An 18,907-nucleotide genomic window follows, 5' to 3' on the forward strand; every position below is an offset into this window, starting at 1 on the left:
GGACGATCCGCCGGCTTATTGCTCGACGGCACGAGGCGCATGGCCCGCAACCCGCATCGCCACATGCAATGGTTCCAGCAAGCGCCGTGCGCGGCGCTGCGGCCGTTCGTGCGGCGTTTCATGGTGGTGGAATTCGTCGCCGACCGCGCCGATACGCATCTGCCCGATACCGGCACCGTAGCCGCGTTTACGTTTAGGGGCCGCTGCCGCATCGACGGCGGCCGCTGGATGCCGCAAGCGGCGTTCACCGGCTTGCGCGATACCTTGCGCGCGCACGACCACCACGCCGGGCATTCGGTGCTGCTGGCCGCGTTCACCCCGGTCGGTGCGGCGGCGTTTCTGCGGCCCTCGCAGGAAGCGCTCAGCGGCATCACGACCGACCTGAGCGAGCTGCTGGACCGAGCCGACGAGCTCGAACGCCTGCACGAACAACTCTCCAGCGCATCCGACCATCCCCAGCGCATCGCACAGTTGCAGCACTTCCTGTTGGCGCGCTTGCGCGAAAACGCACCCGACCCGCTGATGGCGGCCGCGGTGAGCTGGCTCGAACGCCGGCCCGCCGGCCGTCGCATCGACGCGCTGACGCGCTACATCGGTCTGAGCCAGAGCGCGCTTGAACGACGCTTCCGCCGCGTGGTCGGGGTGACGCCGAAGAAATTCGCCTCGATGCTGCGGCTGCAACACGCGGTGCGTCTGCAAGCGACCGGCCTGGATCTGACCGAGGTCGCACTGGCCGCCGGTTATTACGACCAGGCCCATTTCAACCACGACTTCCGCCGCGCCACCGGCAGCGCACCCGCCGCATTCTTCGCTGCGCACGAACCGGCCTGAGCGCCGATTTTTTACAAGCCGGCGTCCCGGCTTCACGGCAGCATGCGCACATGGTCGCCGCCCGCCGTTACCGCCTCGCCCCGCTACGCGCTGCGCTGCTGTCCGCAGCGCTATGGCCCGCGCTCGCGCTGTCGGCATCGGCGGAGACCGCCTCTCTACCAGCGAGCCCCTCCATGACTGCCATGAATACCTTCGTCATCCTGTTCCGTCGCGACCGCGGGTCTTTGTCCGAAGCCGAACGACTCAGCCTCGGCCGCGACATCGGCGCCTGGGCGCGCCGGCACAACGAGGCCGGGCACCAACTCGCCCCACGGCTGCTGGCCCCCGAAAGCCGCCACATCGGCCCGCACCGCGGCACCGTCGAGGCCGACCCCCTGCCGATCACCGCCCTGCTGTTCCTGGAAGCGCGCGACCTGGACGAAGCCGCGCGCGTCGCCGAGTCCCACCCCGGCATGCGCCACGGCTTCACCGTCGAGGTGCGTGCGTGGTCGGCGCCGAATCCCACCTCGGCCCCGGCCAACGCGACGCCGTAAGCGCCGCAGCCCCCGGCCCGGAGGCGCGAACCGCCTTAATGTGGACGGTCTTAATTCTGCAACACAACTGCCACACACTGCCGCAGGTCCGGTTCCGCGAGCGCGGGACCGGACATTGAAGCGGCCGATCGACGGTCCGCAACGAGGCGAGACGAGAACGATGGCGACACCCTTGATCCGCGGCCTGATGCTGGCCCTGCTGCTCGCCCCGTTCACCGTTCTCGCGCAGTCCGCCTATATCGATATCGAGCAACGCCTGAGCGCGGAGCAACTGAGCGAGGTCGGCCTGTCGCCCGCGCAACTGCAGTTGCTCAACCGCATGTTGCGCGAAGCCAGCGCGAAAGACCCCGCCCCGGCGGTCGCTGCGACCTCCGCGGCACCCGTCACATCCGCAGCGCCGGAAGCCGGCCAGCGTAGCGCCGCGCAGTACATCGGTCTCGACGACCAACCGATCAAGAGCCGCCTCAAGGGCGACGTGGCGGGCTGGGAGCCCGGCACCGTGTTCGAACTCGACAACGGCCAGCAATGGAAAGTGCTCAAGGGCAGCATGAAGCTGCGCAAGCCGCTGATCGCGCCCGAGATCCTGGTCGTCCCCGGCGTCGCCGGCCGCTGGTTCCTGCAGGTCGACGAGGACATGCCGAAGGCGCGGGTATATCGGATCGATTGAGGCGTTTCCGACTCCGGTCGCGCCGTTCGGCCCCTGTAGGAGCGATGTCTTACTGGATTTCCTTCGGTCATAAGTCGCGAGCACGGGACGCGCAGGAGCGACAACGCCCGGGTCATCTGTCGAAGCCGCGTGCTGTCGCAAGGGTAGGAGCGGCGCAAGCCGCGACCGCGTCCTTTCGATCTTGCGGCGCAACGCTCAAGCAAGATCAAGATCTAGATCTAGATCTAGATCTAGATCCAGATCAAACGCCAAAAGCTTCCGCCACTAAAGCGGCGGGTTACTTTCTTTTGTCATAAGCAACAAAAGAAAGGTAACCAAAGAAAAATGCTTCTCTTTGAATCACAGGCCCGCACGTTCGGTGCATACGCGGGGCTTTTTCATACGGGACATCCCTGTCCCGATGAAAAACGGCCCGCATCCATGCGGGCCGCCCTCCGGGTCTACAAGCGTCCTCGCAAGATCGTAGCTGCGCCAGGCAAAACCAACAGCAACGACATCAGCAGCAACAGCAACAGCAACAGCAAATAGACCGCCGTTGCCGTTGCCGTTGCCGTTGCCGTTGCCGTTGCCGTTGCCGTTGCCGTTGCCGTGAAAGCATGGCGCAGCGACGAACTTGCGAGAACACCTGGAGACCCGGAGGGCGGCGCACAGGACGTGCGCCGTTTTTCGATAGGACAAGGATGTCCTATCGAAAAATCCCGGCGCAAGCGGCGAACTCGCAGGGGAGCTTCGTCAAGGAAAAGCATTTTTCTTTGGTGACTTTCTTTTGTTGCTTTGGACAAAAGAAAGTTACCCGCCGCTTTAGTGGCGGAAGCTTTTGGCGTTTGATCTTGATCTTACGTGAGCGATGCGCCGCAAGCTCGTCATAACGCGGTCGCGGCTCGCGCCGCTCCTACCCCTGCGAAAGTAGGCCACTTCGATGCATGACATCGGCGTTGTTGCCTCTGCGCGTCCCGTGGTCGCGACTTATGACCGAAGGAAATCCAGTAGGACGTCGCTCCTACATGAGACCACGGAAAGCAACGAAGCGAGATTGGAAAACGGAGTCGCGGCTTATGCCCCTCCTGCCGGACTGCGGAGTACCCCAGAAATTCTCCAGCCAATCGCCTAGCCCCCCGCAGACTCACTCTCCCCCGCCAACATATCGATCAACGCCCGCGACGCCGCCGACAAACGGCGATGCGGGGCATAGATCAGCGAGAACGGCCGCGAGCGACCGCGCAACTGCGGCAGCAATTCGACCAGGCGGCCGCGCCGCAGCCGGTCTTCGACGATGAAGTCGTAGCTCTGGCAGATGCCGACGCCCTGCTCGGCCAACGACACCACACCCAGTACGTCGTCGGATATCAGCATCTGCGATGCCGGCGTCCAGTCGATATCGCTGCGCTCGTTGCCGGCGTGCTGCTCGCTGCGGAACAGCCAGTTCGCGACACGGCCGGTGCTCGGCATCACGAAGGGAATGCAGACGTGCCGGCGCAGGTCTTCCAGGGTGCGCGGCAAGCCCGCGCGTTCCAGGTAGGCCGGCGACGCGACCAGGCACAAGGCCGCGTCTTCGAGCTTGCGCGCGACCAGGCCGCTGTCGGGCAGTTGGCCGAGGCGTATCGCCAGGTCGAAGCCTTCGGCGACCAGGTCGACGTTGCGGTTGGCGATGTTGAGTTCGATCTGCACCTGCGGGTAGCGAACGGCGAAGCGCTGCAACAGCGCCGGCAACCGGTAATGACCGTAGGTGGTCGGCACGCTGAGGCGCACGAGCCCGCTCAGTTCGCCGTCCTGGCCCTGGATCGCGCGCTCGGCGTCGTCGATCAGGGCGAAGGCAGCGCGCGAATGCTCTAGGTACACACGACCGGCCTCGGTCAGGCCCTGGCGACGGGTGGTCCGGCGCAGCAATTGGCTGCCCAGGCGGGTTTCGAGCCGGCCGATGGCGCGGCTGATCACCGACGGCGTGGTCGACAACGCTACCGCGGCCGCAGTCAGGGAACCGTGTTCGACGACGGCAACGAAGGCTTCCACATCCCCGAGATGGTCGAATCGCCGGCTCATTCTTGCCCCTAGAGAACAAATCATTTCCCGATGGAGGATTTTATCGCCGAAAACAGAGGTAATACAGTGCCCATCACCTCCTTCCCCTCAGGAACGCTCATGTCCCCGAACCCTGCCGCCGGCCTCAAGCCGGTCTTGTTCGTCCTCACCAGCCACGGCCGCAAGGGCGACAGCGGTCAGTCGACCGGCTACTACCTAGGCGAGGTCACCCATCCGCTGGCCGAACTCGAGGCCGCCGGCATCGCGGTCGAGTTCGCCTCGATCCAAGGCGGCGAACCGCCGGTGGACGGCGCCGACGTCGACGACGCCACCAACGCGCGCTACTGGAACGACCCGCACTTTCGCGAAGCCGTGCGCCATACCTTGCCGCTGCACGACGCCGACGCGTCCCGCTATTCGGCGATCTTCTTCGCCGGCGGCCACGGCGCGATGTGGGACTTCCCCAACAGCCCGGCGGTGCAGCGGGTCACGCGCGAGATCTACGAAGCCGGCGGCGTGGTCGGCGCGGTCTGCCACGGCCCGGCCGCGCTGGTCGAGGTGACCTTGAGCGACGGCGCCTATCTGGTCGCCGGCAAGCGCGTAAGCGCGTTCACCGACGATGAGGAGCGCGCCGTGAAGCTGGAGGGCGTGGTGCCGTTCCTGCTCGCCAGCCGGCTGAGCGCACGTGGCGCGCAGCATCAGCCGGCGCCCGACTGGACCTCGCAGGTCGTCGTCGACGGCCGCCTCGTCACCGGCCAGAACCCGCAGTCGGCCAGCGCCGTCGGTGCGGCGATGCGCGAGCTGCTGCTCGCCCCGGCCTCCGCATAACTCTCATACGGACTACTTCGATGAAACCGATGCAAAAACTCGTGGCCGCGATCGCTCTCGCGCTGAGCTTCGGCAGCGCCCACGCCGGCAATGTCCTGGTGGTGCTGTCCGATGTCGATCACCTCGACCTCCGGGACGGCAAGACCTTCGCCACCGGCTTCTATCTCAACGAACTGATGCAGCCGGTGAAACTGTTGCTCGATGCCGGCCACCAGGTCACCTTCGCCACGCCGCAAGGCCGGGCGCCGACCGTGGACCGCTCGTCGATCGACCCGATGTACTTCGGCGGCGACGCCGAGGCCTTGAAGACGCACCAAGCCCTGCTCGATCGCCTGGCGATCACCGCGAAAGACTCATCGCCGGTGCTCAGCCTCGCCCGCATCGAACAGATCGGCTACGGCCGGTTCGACGCGGTCTACATCCCCGGCGGTCACGCGCCGATGCAGGACCTGCTGCACAGCCCGACGCTCGGCCGTCTGCTCGGCGATTTCCACCAACGCGGCAAGACCACCGCCCTGGTCTGCCACGGCCCGATCGCCCTGCTCTCGACCCTGCCGCAGGCTCAGCGGTTCACGGCGCAGCTGGCAGGCTCCGGCAAGGCCACCGCGCCGACGCAGTGGATCTATGCCGGCTACCAAGTCACCGTGATCAGCAACCAGGAAGAAGAGCTGGCCAAGGCCGCGCTCGGCGGCGGGGCGATGAAGTTCTATCCGCAGACCGCACTGCAACAGGCCGGCATGCGTTATCGCAGCAATACCGCGCCGTGGAGCGCGAACGTCGTGGTCGATCGCGAGTTGATCACCGGGCAGAACCCGGCCTCGGCGGTCGCTGTGGCGAAGGAATTGCTGTCGCGCTTGAAGTAAGCCGCGGCGCAAGGCCGGCAGCGAGCCCGAGCCCGGCATTGAGAGTCATGGCCCTGAGAGTCCCCCCTCCAATCGCCGTAGCGACTTCGCTCGCCCTGCCGGCCAAGTTTTTTTCCCGACATGTCACGTTCCCCGTAGCTGGTTCGTCAGACCTATGACGATGCAACACACACCCAGCCACGAGGAACGACGACATGCACACGCAAGCACGAATGAACAACCCCGCTCTGATCCACGCGGACACGATGAAGGCGCTGTGGGCGCTGAAAGCCTCGACCGAGAACAAGGGCGTACCGGCTCGGACGCTGATCCTGATCGAACTGCGCGCCAGCCAGATCAACGGCTGCAGCGTCTGCGTCGACATGCATGCGCGCGAGGGCAAGAAGGCCGGCGAAAGCGACGAGCGTCTGTTCGCGGTGTCGGCCTGGCGCGAGGCGCCCTATTTCAACGAAGCCGAGCGCGCCGCGCTGGCGTTGACCGAGGCGTTGACGCGGATCAGCGACCGTCCCGATGCGGTCTGCGACGAGGTCTGGAACGAAGCCGCCAGGCACTACGACGAAGCCGCACTGGCCGCGCTGGTGGTGGCGATCGCCAACATCAACGTGTGGAACCGGCTCAACGTCGCGGTGAAGCAACCGGTCGGCGCCTGGAAGGCTTGAGCCAACGCCTACCGCGGATAAACGAACGGCGGCCCGAGGCCGCCGTTCGCCGAAGCCGATGACGGCTGAAACTCAGCCCATCACGGCGCGGCGCGACTCGGTCTGCGTCGGCGTTTCGGTCTGCGCGAGCTGGGCCACGACCGGCTGTTCGGCCGGCTGCGACAGGGCGCGCGATTGATCGAGAAACACACGGCGATTGCCCGGATCGTCGAGCCCGCCCTGGACGACGAAGAAGCCGGCGCCGTTGTTGCTCGCCACCACGTGATCGATCCGGTCCATGCCGTGCGCGCGCGCATCATGGGCGGCATGGGTCGCGGCGTTGCGATAGCCCTGCTCGCCCTGGAAATCCAGGGTGCGGCTGTCGATGCCCTGCAAGCCGCGCAGGGCCTGTCCGTACAAGGCGTGGTTCGGGTGGTCGGGATTCGCCGGCGAGGTCGCCGGATGCGCATCGCGGCCCGAATGGATCGGGCTCACCGCGGCGGTGCCTTGCGGATACAAGGTCGGCGACGCCATTTCCTGCGCCTTGATCACCGCATCGATGTAGTGCACGTCGATGCCGTGCTTGATGCCGTTGCCCGGGATCATCCGCCGCCAGAACGATTGCGGGTCGGGATCGGGCAGTTCGATCTTGTGCCCGACCGCGTCCGGCATCGCCCACTTCAGCGGAATGCTGTGCTCCTGCAGGTCGGTCAGGATTTCGTTCTTGACCGCATAACGCCGGACCTGGCCGCTGTTGGTGACTTCTTCCTTGGCGCGGTCGGCATCGATGCCGATGCGTTCGAGCGTCTTGTCGTGCACGCCCGCCGAGTTGAAGGTCACCGCCGGAATGCCGCTGCTGATCGAAGCGGCGCCGGCCAGGCCGCCGCCGAGCGAATGGCCGGTGATGACGACTTCGTTGCCGAAGGCGACGCGCGCTTCGCGGGCGAGCGCGATGGCCTGGTTGTACTGGGCGTCTTCGAGACCCACGCCCTGGCGCAGATTGGTCAGCCAGTCCTTGCCTTCGTCGGTGCCGGAATAGGCCAGGACGTAATGGCCCTTGTCGTCGCCGTAGATGCGCGCAAGGAAACCGCTGTCTTCGTTCTTCAGCGTGGCCGGGTCGATGCCGGCGTCGCGCAGCTGCTCGGCATTCAAGGGCTTGAAGCCGTCGATGCCGGGACCTTCGTCGTACAGGTCGGCCATCAGCCGCGCCAAAGTCTTGTCGATCGGCTTGGCGTCCTGGCCTCGGACTTGCTCGGCAAACGACGGTTCACCGCCGCTGGCGGGACGCGCGGACTGCTCGCTCATGATTCGATCTCCCTGAAATCCCTGGAATCCTTGAAACCCCTAAATACCGAGTGCGGCGCGGCGGCGATCGCTCTCCTGATCCGCGCGCCACGCGCTGCCAGCCGCGGCAATGCTCAGCCGCCGCTTTCCACCGCAATGTCGTGCTCGCGCAACCAGGCCACCAGTGCCTCGCGATCCTGGCGGGTCTGCGCGTTCAACAGACTCGGCGGAGTCATGAACAAATAGCGCTGGAAGGTGACGTTCTGGCGATTGCGCGCATCGGCGTCGGTGCCGGCCTTGAGCAAGTCCAGCGCGCGATTGGGCTGGTTGATCTTGCCGGCCACGTGCAGGGCGGTATTGCCCAGGCGGTCGACGTGATTCGGGTTGGCGCCGGCTTCGAGCAAGCGATGGAACTGGACCGAGCGCTCGCCCATCAAGGCCGCGCTGAGCGGGGCCGAGCCGTTTTCGCCATGCGGGGTGTCCGGCGCCGCGCCGTGCGCGAGCAGGACGTCGAGATAAACCGGATCGTTGGCCATCGCCGCCATATGCACGACGGTGCCGCCGTCGATGCCCGGCTCGGCCGGATCGGCCCCGGCTTCGAGCAAGGCCTTGAGGCCGTCGAGGCTTTGATTGAGCACCGCCCATTCGAGCAGGGTGACGTTCTTGTCGCCATGCGTACGCAGGTCCACGCCCGCGGCCAAACGCCGGATGTCCGCGCTGTCGCCTGCGGCGACCGCCTCGGCCAATTCGGCCACGGCCGGATCGGCGAACACCTCATGAATATCGACTACTGCCATCTTGCACTCCTCCTGAGCACTGCCTACCCCATAGGCCCGCTGCGTGGCGGGACGTCGAACGACGCGCACGGAACGTATCCCCTACCGTAGCGTCTTGCGACATACGGTGTCGTACCGTGGCGGGGCCAGCCTAGCAAGAACCGTGAAGGCCCGCAGCCGGGTCGGACCGCGGTCACAAAACCAGGCCGGATCGCCGGGCTCGACACGGCTCGGCCGTGGCGATCCGCATCCGCGCACGGCGATGCTGGCAGTCGCGCATGCCGTCGTCGTGACAACGCCGAAAACCTCATCGATACCGACGGAATCGAACCAGCCGTGGGTCAGCGCGAATAGGCCTCGGCGCAGGCCTGCAAGCGCGCGACGCCGCCCCATTGTTCGAAGCGACGCTGAGCCGTCTCGTCGATGCGTTGCGGGGTCATGAAGGGGTTCGCGGTGTCGCGGGTGCCGGGAAAGATCAGCACGATCGCTCGCGGCACGGTCCAGCCGCGGCCGCTGAACTCGCCGCGTCCGCGCACTTCGCGGTAATTGGCCGGCAAGGCGCTGCGACCGAGCAGACGTCCGTTGAGCGCAATCGAGGCTTCACCGAGTTCGCGCGAAGGGCCGCTGTCGCCGACCACGGCAAACACCGGCTGGTCGCTGCCCGGCTTCATCGCCACCGCAAGGTCGCCGACCTTGGCCCGGCTGGAAAACGGCGAAGGGCTCTTGGGGATCACCAACGCCGGCGTGACCAAGGCATCGACATAGGTCTCTATGTCGCAGGCGTCGCCGCCGCCCGGCTTGCGCAGCGACGTCGCCGAGACCAGGAAGCCGTCCACCGCCGGACAGGGCTTGCCGTCGCGGAAGGGAATGATCGCCGGCGAGATCTTGGTGCGCCGCAACGGCTCCGCCGGCCAGCCGGCCGCGGCGGCCTGCTGGGTGGCGATGCGACGCGCCTTCAGCCCCGCGCTCGACAGGCCGGCGCAGGCGTCGCTCATCGCATTGCACAGATTATTGAGCGCTCGGGTCTCGCCCCAGAAATCGTCGACACTGTAGGAACGACGGGTGCCGTCGGTGTTGACGTTGAGGCCTTCGACGAACAACAGCGCCGAACCTTCAGGATCGGACCAGACCGCGGTCTGGCCGCCGCGCGCATTGCCGTCGGGCTGCACGAAGGAGCGGCTCATTCCGCATTCGGCCGTGCGCGCCGGCCCGGCGACGAGCAGCAGGCCGCAGGCCACGGCGGCCGCCACCAGCAGTTTCTTGATGAACAGGTGCGAATGCGTGGCCATGGCCCTCTCCTGTGCCGACCACGAGGAAAACGGCCCCGGCGACGCGGCGCGGCCAAATGCGCCGCGCCTGCTACGCCCAACCGTCGCGACAGCTCGCTCAGTCGGCGACGACGCTGCGATGATCGAGATGCAGAGCGAAGCCGCGCGCGCCCACCGATTCGAGCCCGGGCTTGAGCGTCATCGACGGCACCTCGTAGTCGCCCGCATTCTGTTTGCGGTACGGAATCGGCGCCTGCGTCCACAAGCCATCCATGCGCTTGCGCAGCTCGGCTTCGGCAACCGCGAAACGTTCGGCATTGAGGCCGTCGCTGCGATAGACCACGAACGGCGGCAGCACGTCGAAGCCCGGGTAATACAGCACGCCGTGGTTAATCGGAAACAGCAGGTCGTCGATGCTGCCGTTGATGCCGCGCGGGCCGTAGTGGTCGGCCCAACCGCCGGCGGTGACCGACAGCATCGCGCGCTTGCCGGCGAATTGGCCTTCGCCGTAACGGTCGCCCCAGCGCGTGTCGGAATGCTCGCCGACGCCGTAGGCGAAACCGTAGGCGTAAACGCGATCGATCCAGCCCTTGAGGATCGCCGGCATGGTGAACCACCACAGCGGAAACTGCAGGATCAGCGCATCGGCCCAGCGCAGTTTCTCCTGCTCGCGCACCACGTCTTCGGTCAGCGCATTGGAGGCATACGCGCGCTTGGAACTGCTCACCACCCCGAGGCGTTCGCGCGGGTCGTGTTCGGGAAAATCCCCGGCATCGACGCTGGCCTTCCAGCCTTGCGCATACAGGTCGGTCACCTGCACCTCGTGCCCGCTCGCGAGCAGATGCGCCTGCATCGTGTCCTTGAGCGAGCCGCTCAACGAGGCCGGCTCGGGGTGGGCGTAGACGATCAACACCCGCTTGGGGCGCTGCGGATTTTCGGACTCGGGCTTCGATGCTGCGTTGATCGTGATCGTGGACATGAGGGCCGCCTCGGGAAGAGATGACCTACCTTATCCAATCCAACTATTCCGCAGTGACGCATTTTCATCGACTCTGCGCGTCGCACCAGGCACCAATCTAGATCAGGGCATCGCCGCCTGGCGCAGCGGCGCCGCCACGAAAAAGCCCCGCTTTCGCGGGGCTTCGTCGTTAATCGCGTCGGCGGGCGCCGATTGATAGGCGGTCAGGCCCAGGGATCGCGCAGCACCATGGTGTGGGCGCGGTCCGGACCGGTCGAGACGATGGCCAACTGGCAGCCGGCCAATTCTTCCAGCGCGCGCAGGTAGGCGCGAGCCGCGGCCGGCAGCTTGTCCCACTCGGTGATGCCGTGGGTGTTTTCTTCCCAACCCGGGAACTCCAGGTAGACCGGCGTGCACTCGTCCCAGCCGGCGGCGTCGAGCGGCGCGTATTCGGTGCGCTTGCCGCGGTATTCGTAGGCGATGCAGATCTTCAGCGTCTTCATGCCGTCGAGCACGTCGAGCTTGGTGATGCACAGGCCGGTGATGCCGTTGATCGCCACCGCGCGCTTCAGCGCGACGATGTCGATCCAGCCGCAGCGGCGCGGACGGCCGGTGGTGGCGCCGTATTCCTGGCCGCGGTCGCGGATGCCCTGGCCGACTTCGTCGTCGAGTTCGGTCGGGAACGGGCCGCCGCCGACGCGGGTCGCGTAGGCCTTGGCGATGCCGAGCACGTAGTCGATCGAGTCCGCGCCGACGCCGGTGCCGGCGAGCGCGCCGCCGACGGTGGTGTTGGACGAGGTGACGTAGGGATAGGTGCCGTGGTCGATGTCGAGCAGCGACCCCTGCGCGCCTTCGAACAGCACGCGCTTGCCCTGCTTGCGCAGGTCGTGAAGGATGCCGGCGACGTCGGACTTCATCGGCTCGACGTATTCGCCGAAGGCCAGCGCCTCGTCCAGGGTCTGCTGGTAGTCGACCGCGTCGACGCCCAGATACTTGGTCAGGACGAAGTTGTGATAGTCGAGCGCGGTGCGCAGTTGCTCGGCGAGCTGGGTCGGGTAATGCAGGTCGGCGACGCGGATGCCGCGGCGCGCCACCTTGTCTTCGTAGGCCGGGCCGATGCCGCGGCCGGTGGTGCCGATGGCCTTGCCGCCGGCGGCCTTCTCGCGGGCCTGATCCAGGGCGATGTGGTACGGCATGATCAGCGGCGTGGCCGGGCTGATCTTGAGGCGCGAACGCACTTCCACGCCGGTCTCCTCGAGCTCGCCGATTTCCTTGCGCAGCGCGGCCGGGCTCAACACGACGCCGTTGCCGATCAGGCACAACGCATCGTCGCGCAGGATGCCCGACGGAATCAGGTGGAGGACGGTCTTCTTGCCGCCGATGACGAGGGTGTGGCCGGCGTTGTGGCCGCCCTGGAACCGCACGACGGCGCCGATCTGCTCGGTCAGCAGGTCGACGATTTTGCCCTTGCCTTCATCGCCCCATTGGGCACCGAGAACGACGACTGACTGACCCATGACCTTGTAACTCCTGCGCTTGCTGTGAAAGCGGCATTGGCCGCGAGGCGACCGCCCCGACCCAGTCGCAGCCGATGCCGCGCCACAGGGCCATGAACGGAAAAAAGCCGGCGGGGATGTCCCCGGCCGGCTTTTGTGCATTATCCGGGTTTCGATAGGCCAAGGCCACCCCAAATCGGTCCGGATCGGTCGGTTGGCGGAAATTGGGGCGATCCGTTCATGCAAGGGGCCGGGAAGTCCCTCGCCCGGCCCCACCCCAAGTCTCCCTCTGGCCTCCTCCTCGGTGCCTCTCCCCTGCAGGTCAAAACGCGGGCCCGGCCTTGCACCGGGCCCGCATGCCGCCGGGCGGTCCGACGCGCCCGGCGACTTCAACCGCTCAGGCCGTCACTTGCCCAGCCGTCACTTGCCTTGCGCGTCGCGCTGGCGCGCGTCGACGTAGTCGTCGATGCCGTTGCGGTCTTTGTCCAGGCGGCGCCCGCTGAGCTGGTAATAGGTCCGCGTGCTCAATGCGCCGCGCACGTAGGCGCGCTTTTCCGGGTCCCAATAGGTCGCGTTGGGGTCGACGCTGTTGGCGGTGAAATACACCGTGGTCGACGGGAACAGGTCGATGTTGGTGCCCGGACGGCAGTCGGCCGTATCGGGCCCGGCGGTAAAGCGGTCGGCCTGGCTCTTCTTGCAATCGTCCGCAGTGATGACCTCATAGACGTGGCGCGCCTGCCCGACCTTGGCGATCGGCACGCTCAGGCCCTTGCCTTGCGACAGGCTGGCTTCGCGCACCAGGGTGCGGGTAGTGTTCGGCCAGGGCTCGAACGGCACGCCGAGGAAGTCGGCGATGCGGCCGTTGACGACCATCTGGTCCAGCCCCAATACGCGCGGCAGCTCCATCGCCTGCAGATCGCGCACCACCAGCGGTGCGGCGGCGAGGTTGAACACGCCGAGGTTGAGGTTGCCGACGGTGTCGAGCGTGCCGGCATCGAAGGCATGCAGACGCGGGTTCAAGGCCATCGGATTGCTCGCCACGTCGCGCAAGGTGATGTCCTTGATCACGATCGGGTTGAGTGTCGACAGATTGAAGTTCACTCCGGCGAACGAAGCGCCGATATGGAACTTGACCCCGCCCGGCGCCTGACCCGGCGGCCCCGGCAAACCGATGCAACCGCCCGTGCCCCAGGCCGGGTTCGGCGTGCTCCATTTGACCGTGTACGGATAGAAGGTGCCGCCCTGGAAGATTTCCGACGGCCCGATCGGGCCGATCACGGTCGGGTTGATCCACGGGCTGCTGCAGCCGGCGAACGCCCAGTCGATCACCGGCGGCGTCGCCGACGGATACAGCACGCGCATTTCCAGACTGTGCGCCGGTGCGGCGTTCGGATTGACCAGATCCCAGTTCCACATCGTCTGCAGCGACAGGCCGACGTTCGCGGCCAACACCGAGAATTCGTGGTCGCTGAAATGACGGCGATAGCCCGCGCGATCCTCGGCGTTGAGGCTGCCGCCCGCCGGCATTACGTGATGCTTGTAGGTGTCTTCGCCCGGACCGACGATGGTGTTGTGGGCCAAGCCGTAGTTATGCCCGGCTTCGTGCGCGGTGGTGCCGCCGATCGAATTGGCCCAGCGGTCGAGCGTGGAGTTCGCCCCGTTCAAGGCGCCGCCGGGGCCGCCGGTCCAGCCTTGGTAGGTGCCGCCCCAGACATAGGAATAGTCGACCGCGATCGGGTCGTTGGTGTCGACGGCCTGGGCGAGGCCGAACAAACCGTCGGTCATGTTGGCCTTGGTCGTCACCGCCACGACGTTGCGGCGTGCGAACGTGGCCGGCGGCAGCGCCGAGCCCGGAATCACCTGCACGTTGAACTCGCAGTAATCGAGCTCGACCACATGGCTGACCGCATCGCGCAGCGCCACGGTAGTACCGGTGTAGCTCGGCAGATCGACGGCGGTGAACGGCGCCGCCGGATTGGTGGCCGAGGCCGCGGAGAAACCGAACGACGGAAACGCCAGCGGCGCGGTCGGATATACGAGATAAAGCTTGTTGGCTTTGTTGGACGGGTTATAGGCCGGACAAGTGGCGGCAAACGCCGATCCGCTCAGCGACAACAGCGCGAGCGCGAGCGCGGTACGCCGCAATTGGGACGATTCCTTCATGACGCTACTCCATAAGCGGGTGCATGGATGTGCGTCGCTGCGAGGCACCGGGCCTGCCGGACTTGGACGGCCCGATGCCGCCTGCATCGACGGAAACGGCGTGGCCTGCGGTCCGGCGGCATCCCCTGCCGACGACCGCGCCTGTTCGCCGCCCCCGGTTCTAGACGCATCCCCACCGCCGCGACAGGACGAAACCGGGTCGAAACCGGGACAGCGCGGGAAGGATTCGCAACGCGACCGGCGAACTGCGAACAACAGTGATGCGGGTCTCCGGGCGGGTTTGATGCGCGTCGTGGAGGGGAGAGATTGAGTGAGCCACGAAACCGAGCGTTGCCGGCGCCTCGGGATGGCCGGTTCCCGATTGGAATTGCGTCAGCCGTAGAACGCAGAAATCGGAAGGCCATGTTTCCCACCGGTTACTCGCCGGTTCTTCGTCTCTCTCGTAATGCCGTCATGGCCCGTTGCTGCCTGAGCAATCATTCGAACGACTCCGCTGCGTGGCACGCACCGTTTGATGCCACATGTCGACAAGCGCCCGCTTCTGGCCGATGGTGAGTATCGCCTTGTTGGTCGACATCCCCCTGTATAAGCTCGTCGAGCTGCAGCGCCGGCCATCGCCAAACACCACTGCCCTCCTCGAGACTATCTTGATGACTCGCACCTACCGTTCTGCATTGGTCGTCGCATTCCTGGCCGGCACGATGCTCGCCGGATGTTCGGAGCCCAAGCCCGCCGCGACCGCCACGCCCACCCCGGCTCCGGCCACACCCTCGGCACCGCAGCCAGCGAGCAACCCCGACGTGCTGCGCTTCCGCATCGGCACGCTCGACGCCGCCGCACTGAAAGACGGCGACATCGAAGCCGCCAACGACGGCAAGACCTTCGCCATCGGCCAGCCCGCCGATGAAGTGAACGCATTGCTTGCCGCCGCGGGTGCGCCGACGGATGTACTGCACCTCAGCATCCAGCCTTTGCTGGTCCGCAGCGGCGCACGCATCTTGCTGTTCGACACCGGCGCGGCGGATGCTGCGTTCGCGCGCGCCGGGCGCTTGCCCGCTTCGCTGCGCGCGGCCGGTGTCGAGCCCTCGCAGGTCACCGATATCTTCATCTCGCACCAGCACCACGATCACGTGGGCGGCTTGCTTACGCGCGAAGGCGCGCTGGCCTTCCCCAACGCGGCCATCCACCTCTCGACGCCCGAATGGGAGTCCCTGAAGGCCGACCGCGACGCCGCCGCGCTGGTCGCCGCGATCACGCCGAAGGTAGCGGCCTTCCAGCCCGGTGCGGCGATCGTTCCCGGCGTGGTCACCGCCGTGTCCGTTGACGGACACACACCCGGGCACAGCGCTTACGAGATCGCATCCGGCGACGAGCGCCTGCTCTACCTGGGCGATACCGCGCATCACCACGTGATCTCGGTGCAGCGCCCGGAGTGGACGGTGCAGTACGACATGAACGCACCGCTGGCCCAGGCCAGCCGCCGCGCGCTCCTGCAACGTGCCGCCGACGGAAAGCTGCGCGTCTACTCGGTTCATTTCCCCTTCCCCGGACTGGGGCACATCAAGGCCCAGGGCGACAACTTCGTTTGGGAGCCCGAGCAGGACACCGCTCGCTGATTCGCCACGGGCGCAGCGCGCGCGTCGCGGTCATCCGCGCTGCGCGCATGGCGTCCACGAACTGGACTCTGGGCATGCCGAACGTCGTTTACTCGAACCGCTGGCGGTTTGGTGGCCGCAGATTCTTGAAAGTCGCCGACCATTACTTCGGCGGTACGGCACGCTACAGCTCGCACACATCACGACCGCACGGGAAAGAATTTTCGATCGCAGTCGCGCTCTTGCTGGCCCTCACTGCTTGCAGCAAGCCCACATCCGATGAAGGATCCAGCCAGCCGCCATCGCCACCGCCACCGACCGACTTCTCGTTCCTGCACGGCCCCAGCAAACACTGTTCGGCCCGGCTTCGAGCAGCTCAAAACGTTTCCGCGGCAGAGCGCTGCTGGATCGAGGTCCTGTCCGCTCGGTGCAATGTCGGAGACGATTGCCTGGTGTCCTGTCTCGCCAGCGGCAAGGCTCAGAATGAAGGCGGAGGTTGCTGGCATATCTGCTGGGAGCCTCCATCGAGGCTCGGCGACTGGCAAGAACCATCGGGCACGGACCGGTGCCGCGCATTGGGACAGGTCAAGGGCATCTGACAGGAATCCCGAGCCACCTGAGCATCATTGCGACAACCAATCGCGGGCGACATTGGCTACTCGCGACCGACTACACGAAAAGGCCATGGAAACATCGGATTTCACGATCAGATCGGTGTCGACCGACAAGGAGCTTCGGTTCTTTGACCCAATTGATTACTCGTTCCGGGTGGAGCTTCGCGGCGCGTCGATCCATGCCGTCCAGGAAGTCCATTGCCCTCTCGGCGCATCCGAGTTGACCCAGTTCTTCTCGCGTCTGGCCGCCCATGAGCGCCCTTGGTCCGGGAGCGAGCGATATACCTCGTTGGAGGGCGATTTCTCGCTCGCTGCCACCTGCTCATCGCTCGGACAAGTAACGCTCACGATCGTCATCCACGGCCCCTTCGGAGCGTCCGAAGAATGGCAAGTACGAAGCCAGCTTGGGGTGGAACTGGGGCAGCTGCGTGGAATCGCGGCGGCCGCGAATCGCTTCTTTCGCTCCATGGCAGACGCTTGAACACGCGCTCGATGCGATTCATACCTTCAGTTTCAGCGAGCCGCCATGCTATCGAAAGCGCAGCGGGCGCCGGCGCAACAGACCCCGCTGAATCAGCGGACCATTGTGTAAGACTGCCCTCATGAAGACTGCCAGTCGATACTCGACAGGCACCTGATCCGATAGAACGCTGCAACCAGGAGGTCGCCAAGAAATGGATCCGTTGTCGCCTTTTGAATTAACGCTCGCCTACTCGCTTACCCTTTGGGAGCGAATTCGAGCATCGGCATGGCTGGTTACGCAACGTTGGCTGACTGCCGTATTCGCCGGCATCTGGGTCGTGGCCGGAGCTTCGCTGGTCGGCCTGTACCTGTTCAAGGGCGTCCCTCTTACGCCGACGGTCTGGCTCGCCGCACTCGCGTGCATCCTCTTTATGCCGCTGATGCTGGTCATCACTGCCCTTCTGCTCCATTTCAATAAACGCGCGCGCGAACCCTTCACCTACAGGTTCGATGACTACGGCGTACATGTTTCCGCGGTGTCCTACGAGTACACGCACAAGTGGGCGGCCATTTCCCATGCCAAGCGCCTGGGCGGCTTCCTGATGCTGTTCTTTGCCCCGGGCTGCGCTCACTGCCTGCCGCTGCGAGTGGCAGGCAAACCGGAGATATACAAGCACTTGCTTGAGCTGGCGAAGCAGCACAACGTAAAAATCGAATCCGGCACCTAGCCATGCAGGTCCGCTACGTCGGCCGCGAGCTCCCGGACCAAGTTACAGATGGAAACGTCAGGGGCGTACTGGCCAAGACCGAAGTTCCCCATACTCGCGCCTATGGCCTCGATCACGCCGCCGGCCAATCCAATGCCGCAACCATGACCGCCAGTGGCCAGCCAGCTATTTACCTGGAGGACACCAGCCTCACCCAGTTACTGCGCGACGCCGGTGTTGTCCGCATCGGCCTGGCAAATACCGCTGTTTACCTTGAAGACTATATCGAGCTCTATGAGGCGGAACTGATCTTCTCGGACGCCGAGGTCGAAAACAACATTGGCCAACTACCCGCTGAGATATCCGAAGCATCGCTGCACACCGAAGGCATGACGTACTACGTATTCCTTCCCTTGCCCTTCGTGGTCGACGGCGCATGCCGTATCGATGCCCTGACCCGCAACGGCGGGCGAATCACGGTCCGCGGGAGTTCATGCCGAATCGAGCTCGGCCCAAGCATCCGGCAGGCCTATATTTGAGGGCCGCGAGCAAGCTGTTGACGTCAGACCAAGCAGAGTATAGCCAGTCCTTTCCAGCCCAGCCGCCAACCCAGCAGACCTCAAACGACACCATGTCCAACCAAAGCGTTCCCTCCCTGTACGACTGGCTCGGCGGTATCGATGCGCTGAACCGGCTGACCGATCGTTTCTACCAACACGTCAAGGCCGACCCGCTGCTGGGGCCGGTGTTCGAGCACATGGGTGCGGATCATCCGGGCCATGTCGCGACCTTTCTTGCCGAGGTACTCGGCGGGCCGGACGACTACAGCAAACAGCACGGCGGGCATCCGCACATGGTCCAGCAGCATCTCAATCGTCACTTGAGCCAGGAGAAGCGGCGGCGCTGGGTCGGTCTGCTGCTGGAAACGGCGGACGAGCTCGGCATGCCCGACGACCCGGAGTTCCGCTCGGCCCTGGTCGGCTATCTGGAATGGGGCTCGCGCCTGGCAGTGATCAATTCGCAGCCGGGGGTGGCGGTCGACCCGCACGCGCCGATGCCGCGCTGGGGCTGGGGCGAGGTCAAGGGCCCGTATACGGGCTGAGCGCCCTACGTTCTTGGCGGTTGCAGCCGCCACTCTACTCGGAGGCAGCCAAGACGCTGCTTCGGATCCCCTGCCGATTGGACACCCGGCCATGTAAAGGGCG

Annotated in this window: 19 protein-coding genes; 11 read left to right on the forward strand and 8 right to left on the reverse strand. The window is 65.7% G+C overall.

Annotation, left to right across the window (positions count from 1 at the left end; translation table 11 throughout):
* Nucleotides 1–39: 39 nt before the first annotated feature.
* From GLA29479_RS03560 to GLA29479_RS03570, 3 genes are all read left to right on the forward strand, one after another.
* Complete coding sequence (locus tag GLA29479_RS03560) at nucleotides 40–831, forward strand: AraC family transcriptional regulator (RefSeq protein WP_057970799.1); 792 nt, start codon at nucleotides 40–42, stop codon at nucleotides 829–831.
* Between the two features lie 173 nt (nucleotides 832–1,004).
* The gene (locus tag GLA29479_RS03565) at nucleotides 1,005–1,364 is read left to right on the forward strand and encodes a YciI family protein (protein WP_057970800.1); all 360 of its coding nucleotides are present in this window, start codon (nucleotides 1,005–1,007) and stop codon (nucleotides 1,362–1,364) included.
* Between the two features lie 160 nt (nucleotides 1,365–1,524).
* Entirely contained in the window at nucleotides 1,525–2,031 is a 507-nt protein-coding gene (locus tag GLA29479_RS03570; protein WP_248842792.1) for a hypothetical protein, read from the forward strand.
* A gap of 339 nt (nucleotides 2,032–2,370) precedes the next feature.
* Here the strand turns inward: GLA29479_RS03570 and GLA29479_RS25160 are convergent, their stop codons facing one another.
* Together GLA29479_RS25160 and GLA29479_RS03575 are read right to left on the reverse strand one after the other, a co-directional pair.
* Nucleotides 2,371–2,709 carry a hypothetical protein gene (locus GLA29479_RS25160; protein ID WP_082638257.1) on the reverse strand — a complete coding sequence of 113 codons (339 nt, stop codon included), beginning with the start codon at nucleotides 2,707–2,709 and terminating at the stop codon, nucleotides 2,371–2,373.
* A 429-nt stretch (nucleotides 2,710–3,138) separates the two neighbouring features.
* A complete protein-coding gene (locus GLA29479_RS03575; RefSeq protein ID WP_057970801.1) occupies nucleotides 3,139–4,071 on the reverse strand; it encodes a LysR family transcriptional regulator in 933 nt (310 codons plus the stop codon).
* 99 nt (nucleotides 4,072–4,170) lie between these two features.
* On the opposite strand from GLA29479_RS03575, the gene GLA29479_RS03580 reads away from it, so the two are divergent.
* The 3 genes from GLA29479_RS03580 to GLA29479_RS03590 all read left to right on the forward strand — a co-directional run bounded on the left by GLA29479_RS03580 (nucleotide 4,171) and on the right by GLA29479_RS03590 (nucleotide 6,400).
* Entirely contained in the window at nucleotides 4,171–4,878 is a 708-nt protein-coding gene (locus tag GLA29479_RS03580) for a type 1 glutamine amidotransferase domain-containing protein (protein WP_057970802.1), read from the forward strand.
* A 20-nt stretch (nucleotides 4,879–4,898) separates the two neighbouring features.
* The gene (locus tag GLA29479_RS03585) at nucleotides 4,899–5,741 is read left to right on the forward strand and encodes a type 1 glutamine amidotransferase domain-containing protein (RefSeq protein WP_057970803.1); all 843 of its coding nucleotides are present in this window, start codon (nucleotides 4,899–4,901) and stop codon (nucleotides 5,739–5,741) included.
* Between the two features lie 212 nt (nucleotides 5,742–5,953).
* Nucleotides 5,954–6,400, forward strand: coding sequence for a carboxymuconolactone decarboxylase family protein (locus GLA29479_RS03590; RefSeq protein ID WP_211265030.1), 447 nt, complete (start codon nucleotides 5,954–5,956; stop codon nucleotides 6,398–6,400).
* Between the two features lie 72 nt (nucleotides 6,401–6,472).
* Here GLA29479_RS03590 and GLA29479_RS03595 read toward each other — a convergent pair whose 3' ends face one another.
* The 6 genes from GLA29479_RS03595 to GLA29479_RS03620 all read right to left on the reverse strand — a co-directional run bounded on the left by GLA29479_RS03595 (nucleotide 6,473) and on the right by GLA29479_RS03620 (nucleotide 14,324).
* The gene (locus GLA29479_RS03595; RefSeq protein ID WP_057970804.1) at nucleotides 6,473–7,684 is read right to left on the reverse strand and encodes a Tle-like phospholipase domain-containing protein; all 1,212 of its coding nucleotides are present in this window, start codon (nucleotides 7,682–7,684) and stop codon (nucleotides 6,473–6,475) included.
* 113 nt (nucleotides 7,685–7,797) lie between these two features.
* Nucleotides 7,798–8,460, reverse strand: coding sequence for an ankyrin repeat domain-containing protein (locus tag GLA29479_RS03600; protein ID WP_057970805.1), 663 nt, complete (start codon nucleotides 8,458–8,460; stop codon nucleotides 7,798–7,800).
* A gap of 320 nt (nucleotides 8,461–8,780) precedes the next feature.
* Nucleotides 8,781–9,728, reverse strand: a complete 948-nt coding sequence (locus GLA29479_RS03605) for a glycoside hydrolase family 75 protein (RefSeq protein ID WP_057970806.1) — start codon at nucleotides 9,726–9,728, stop codon at nucleotides 8,781–8,783.
* A gap of 97 nt (nucleotides 9,729–9,825) precedes the next feature.
* Nucleotides 9,826–10,686 carry an NAD(P)H-dependent oxidoreductase gene (locus GLA29479_RS03610; RefSeq protein ID WP_082638258.1) on the reverse strand — a complete coding sequence of 287 codons (861 nt, stop codon included), beginning with the start codon at nucleotides 10,684–10,686 and terminating at the stop codon, nucleotides 9,826–9,828.
* A 203-nt stretch (nucleotides 10,687–10,889) separates the two neighbouring features.
* On the reverse strand, nucleotides 10,890–12,182 hold the full coding sequence (locus GLA29479_RS03615) for an adenylosuccinate synthase (RefSeq protein ID WP_031374330.1): 1,293 nt from the start codon (nucleotides 12,180–12,182) through the stop codon (nucleotides 10,890–10,892).
* Nucleotides 12,183–12,581: 399 nt separating this feature from the next.
* On the reverse strand, nucleotides 12,582–14,324 hold the full coding sequence (locus tag GLA29479_RS03620) for a hypothetical protein (protein WP_057970807.1): 1,743 nt from the start codon (nucleotides 14,322–14,324) through the stop codon (nucleotides 12,582–12,584).
* 521 nt (nucleotides 14,325–14,845) lie between these two features.
* On the opposite strand from GLA29479_RS03620, the gene GLA29479_RS03625 reads away from it, so the two are divergent.
* The 5 genes from GLA29479_RS03625 (at nucleotide 14,846) to GLA29479_RS03645 (ending at nucleotide 18,804) form a co-directional block, all read left to right on the forward strand.
* Nucleotides 14,846–15,940 carry an MBL fold metallo-hydrolase gene (locus GLA29479_RS03625; RefSeq protein ID WP_248842793.1) on the forward strand — a complete coding sequence of 365 codons (1,095 nt, stop codon included), beginning with the start codon at nucleotides 14,846–14,848 and terminating at the stop codon, nucleotides 15,938–15,940.
* A 663-nt stretch (nucleotides 15,941–16,603) separates the two neighbouring features.
* On the forward strand, nucleotides 16,604–17,014 hold the full coding sequence (locus tag GLA29479_RS03630; protein ID WP_057970808.1) for a DUF6228 family protein: 411 nt from the start codon (nucleotides 16,604–16,606) through the stop codon (nucleotides 17,012–17,014).
* Nucleotides 17,015–17,207: 193 nt separating this feature from the next.
* Nucleotides 17,208–17,723, forward strand: a complete 516-nt coding sequence (locus GLA29479_RS03635; RefSeq protein WP_057970809.1) for a YcxB family protein — start codon at nucleotides 17,208–17,210, stop codon at nucleotides 17,721–17,723.
* A 2-nt stretch (nucleotides 17,724–17,725) separates the two neighbouring features.
* Nucleotides 17,726–18,241, forward strand: a complete 516-nt coding sequence (locus GLA29479_RS03640; RefSeq protein ID WP_057970810.1) for a hypothetical protein — start codon at nucleotides 17,726–17,728, stop codon at nucleotides 18,239–18,241.
* Between the two features lie 92 nt (nucleotides 18,242–18,333).
* Nucleotides 18,334–18,804, forward strand: coding sequence for a group II truncated hemoglobin (locus GLA29479_RS03645; protein ID WP_057970811.1), 471 nt, complete (start codon nucleotides 18,334–18,336; stop codon nucleotides 18,802–18,804).
* The last annotated feature ends 103 nt before the right edge of the window (nucleotides 18,805–18,907 follow it).

The sequence above is a fragment of the Lysobacter antibioticus genome (genome assembly GCF_001442535.1).
Lineage (GTDB): Bacteria > Pseudomonadota > Gammaproteobacteria > Xanthomonadales > Xanthomonadaceae > Lysobacter > Lysobacter antibioticus.

Coding starts and splice junctions, on each gene's coding strand:
- GLA29479_RS03630 (WP_057970808.1), top strand. CDS start 16,604: ATGGAAACATCGGATTTCACGATCAGATCGGTGTCGACCGACAAGGAG.
- GLA29479_RS03595 (WP_057970804.1), bottom strand. CDS start 7,684: ATGAGCGAGCAGTCCGCGCGTCCCGCCAGCGGCGGTGAACCGTCGTTT.
- GLA29479_RS03585 (WP_057970803.1), top strand. CDS start 4,899: ATGAAACCGATGCAAAAACTCGTGGCCGCGATCGCTCTCGCGCTGAGC.
- GLA29479_RS03600 (WP_057970805.1), bottom strand. CDS start 8,460: ATGGCAGTAGTCGATATTCATGAGGTGTTCGCCGATCCGGCCGTGGCC.
- GLA29479_RS03580 (WP_057970802.1), top strand. CDS start 4,171: ATGTCCCCGAACCCTGCCGCCGGCCTCAAGCCGGTCTTGTTCGTCCTC.
- GLA29479_RS03620 (WP_057970807.1), bottom strand. CDS start 14,324: ATGAAGGAATCGTCCCAATTGCGGCGTACCGCGCTCGCGCTCGCGCTG.
- GLA29479_RS03590 (WP_211265030.1), top strand. CDS start 5,954: ATGAACAACCCCGCTCTGATCCACGCGGACACGATGAAGGCGCTGTGG.
- GLA29479_RS03570 (WP_248842792.1), top strand. CDS start 1,525: ATGGCGACACCCTTGATCCGCGGCCTGATGCTGGCCCTGCTGCTCGCC.
- GLA29479_RS03625 (WP_248842793.1), top strand. CDS start 14,846: ATGTCGACAAGCGCCCGCTTCTGGCCGATGGTGAGTATCGCCTTGTTG.
- GLA29479_RS03575 (WP_057970801.1), bottom strand. CDS start 4,071: ATGAGCCGGCGATTCGACCATCTCGGGGATGTGGAAGCCTTCGTTGCC.
- GLA29479_RS03635 (WP_057970809.1), top strand. CDS start 17,208: ATGGATCCGTTGTCGCCTTTTGAATTAACGCTCGCCTACTCGCTTACC.
- GLA29479_RS03615 (WP_031374330.1), bottom strand. CDS start 12,182: ATGGGTCAGTCAGTCGTCGTTCTCGGTGCCCAATGGGGCGATGAAGGC.
- GLA29479_RS03610 (WP_082638258.1), bottom strand. CDS start 10,686: ATGTCCACGATCACGATCAACGCAGCATCGAAGCCCGAGTCCGAAAAT.
- GLA29479_RS03565 (WP_057970800.1), top strand. CDS start 1,005: ATGACTGCCATGAATACCTTCGTCATCCTGTTCCGTCGCGACCGCGGG.
- GLA29479_RS03640 (WP_057970810.1), top strand. CDS start 17,726: ATGCAGGTCCGCTACGTCGGCCGCGAGCTCCCGGACCAAGTTACAGAT.
- GLA29479_RS03605 (WP_057970806.1), bottom strand. CDS start 9,728: ATGGCCACGCATTCGCACCTGTTCATCAAGAAACTGCTGGTGGCGGCC.
- GLA29479_RS03560 (WP_057970799.1), top strand. CDS start 40: ATGGCCCGCAACCCGCATCGCCACATGCAATGGTTCCAGCAAGCGCCG.
- GLA29479_RS03645 (WP_057970811.1), top strand. CDS start 18,334: ATGTCCAACCAAAGCGTTCCCTCCCTGTACGACTGGCTCGGCGGTATC.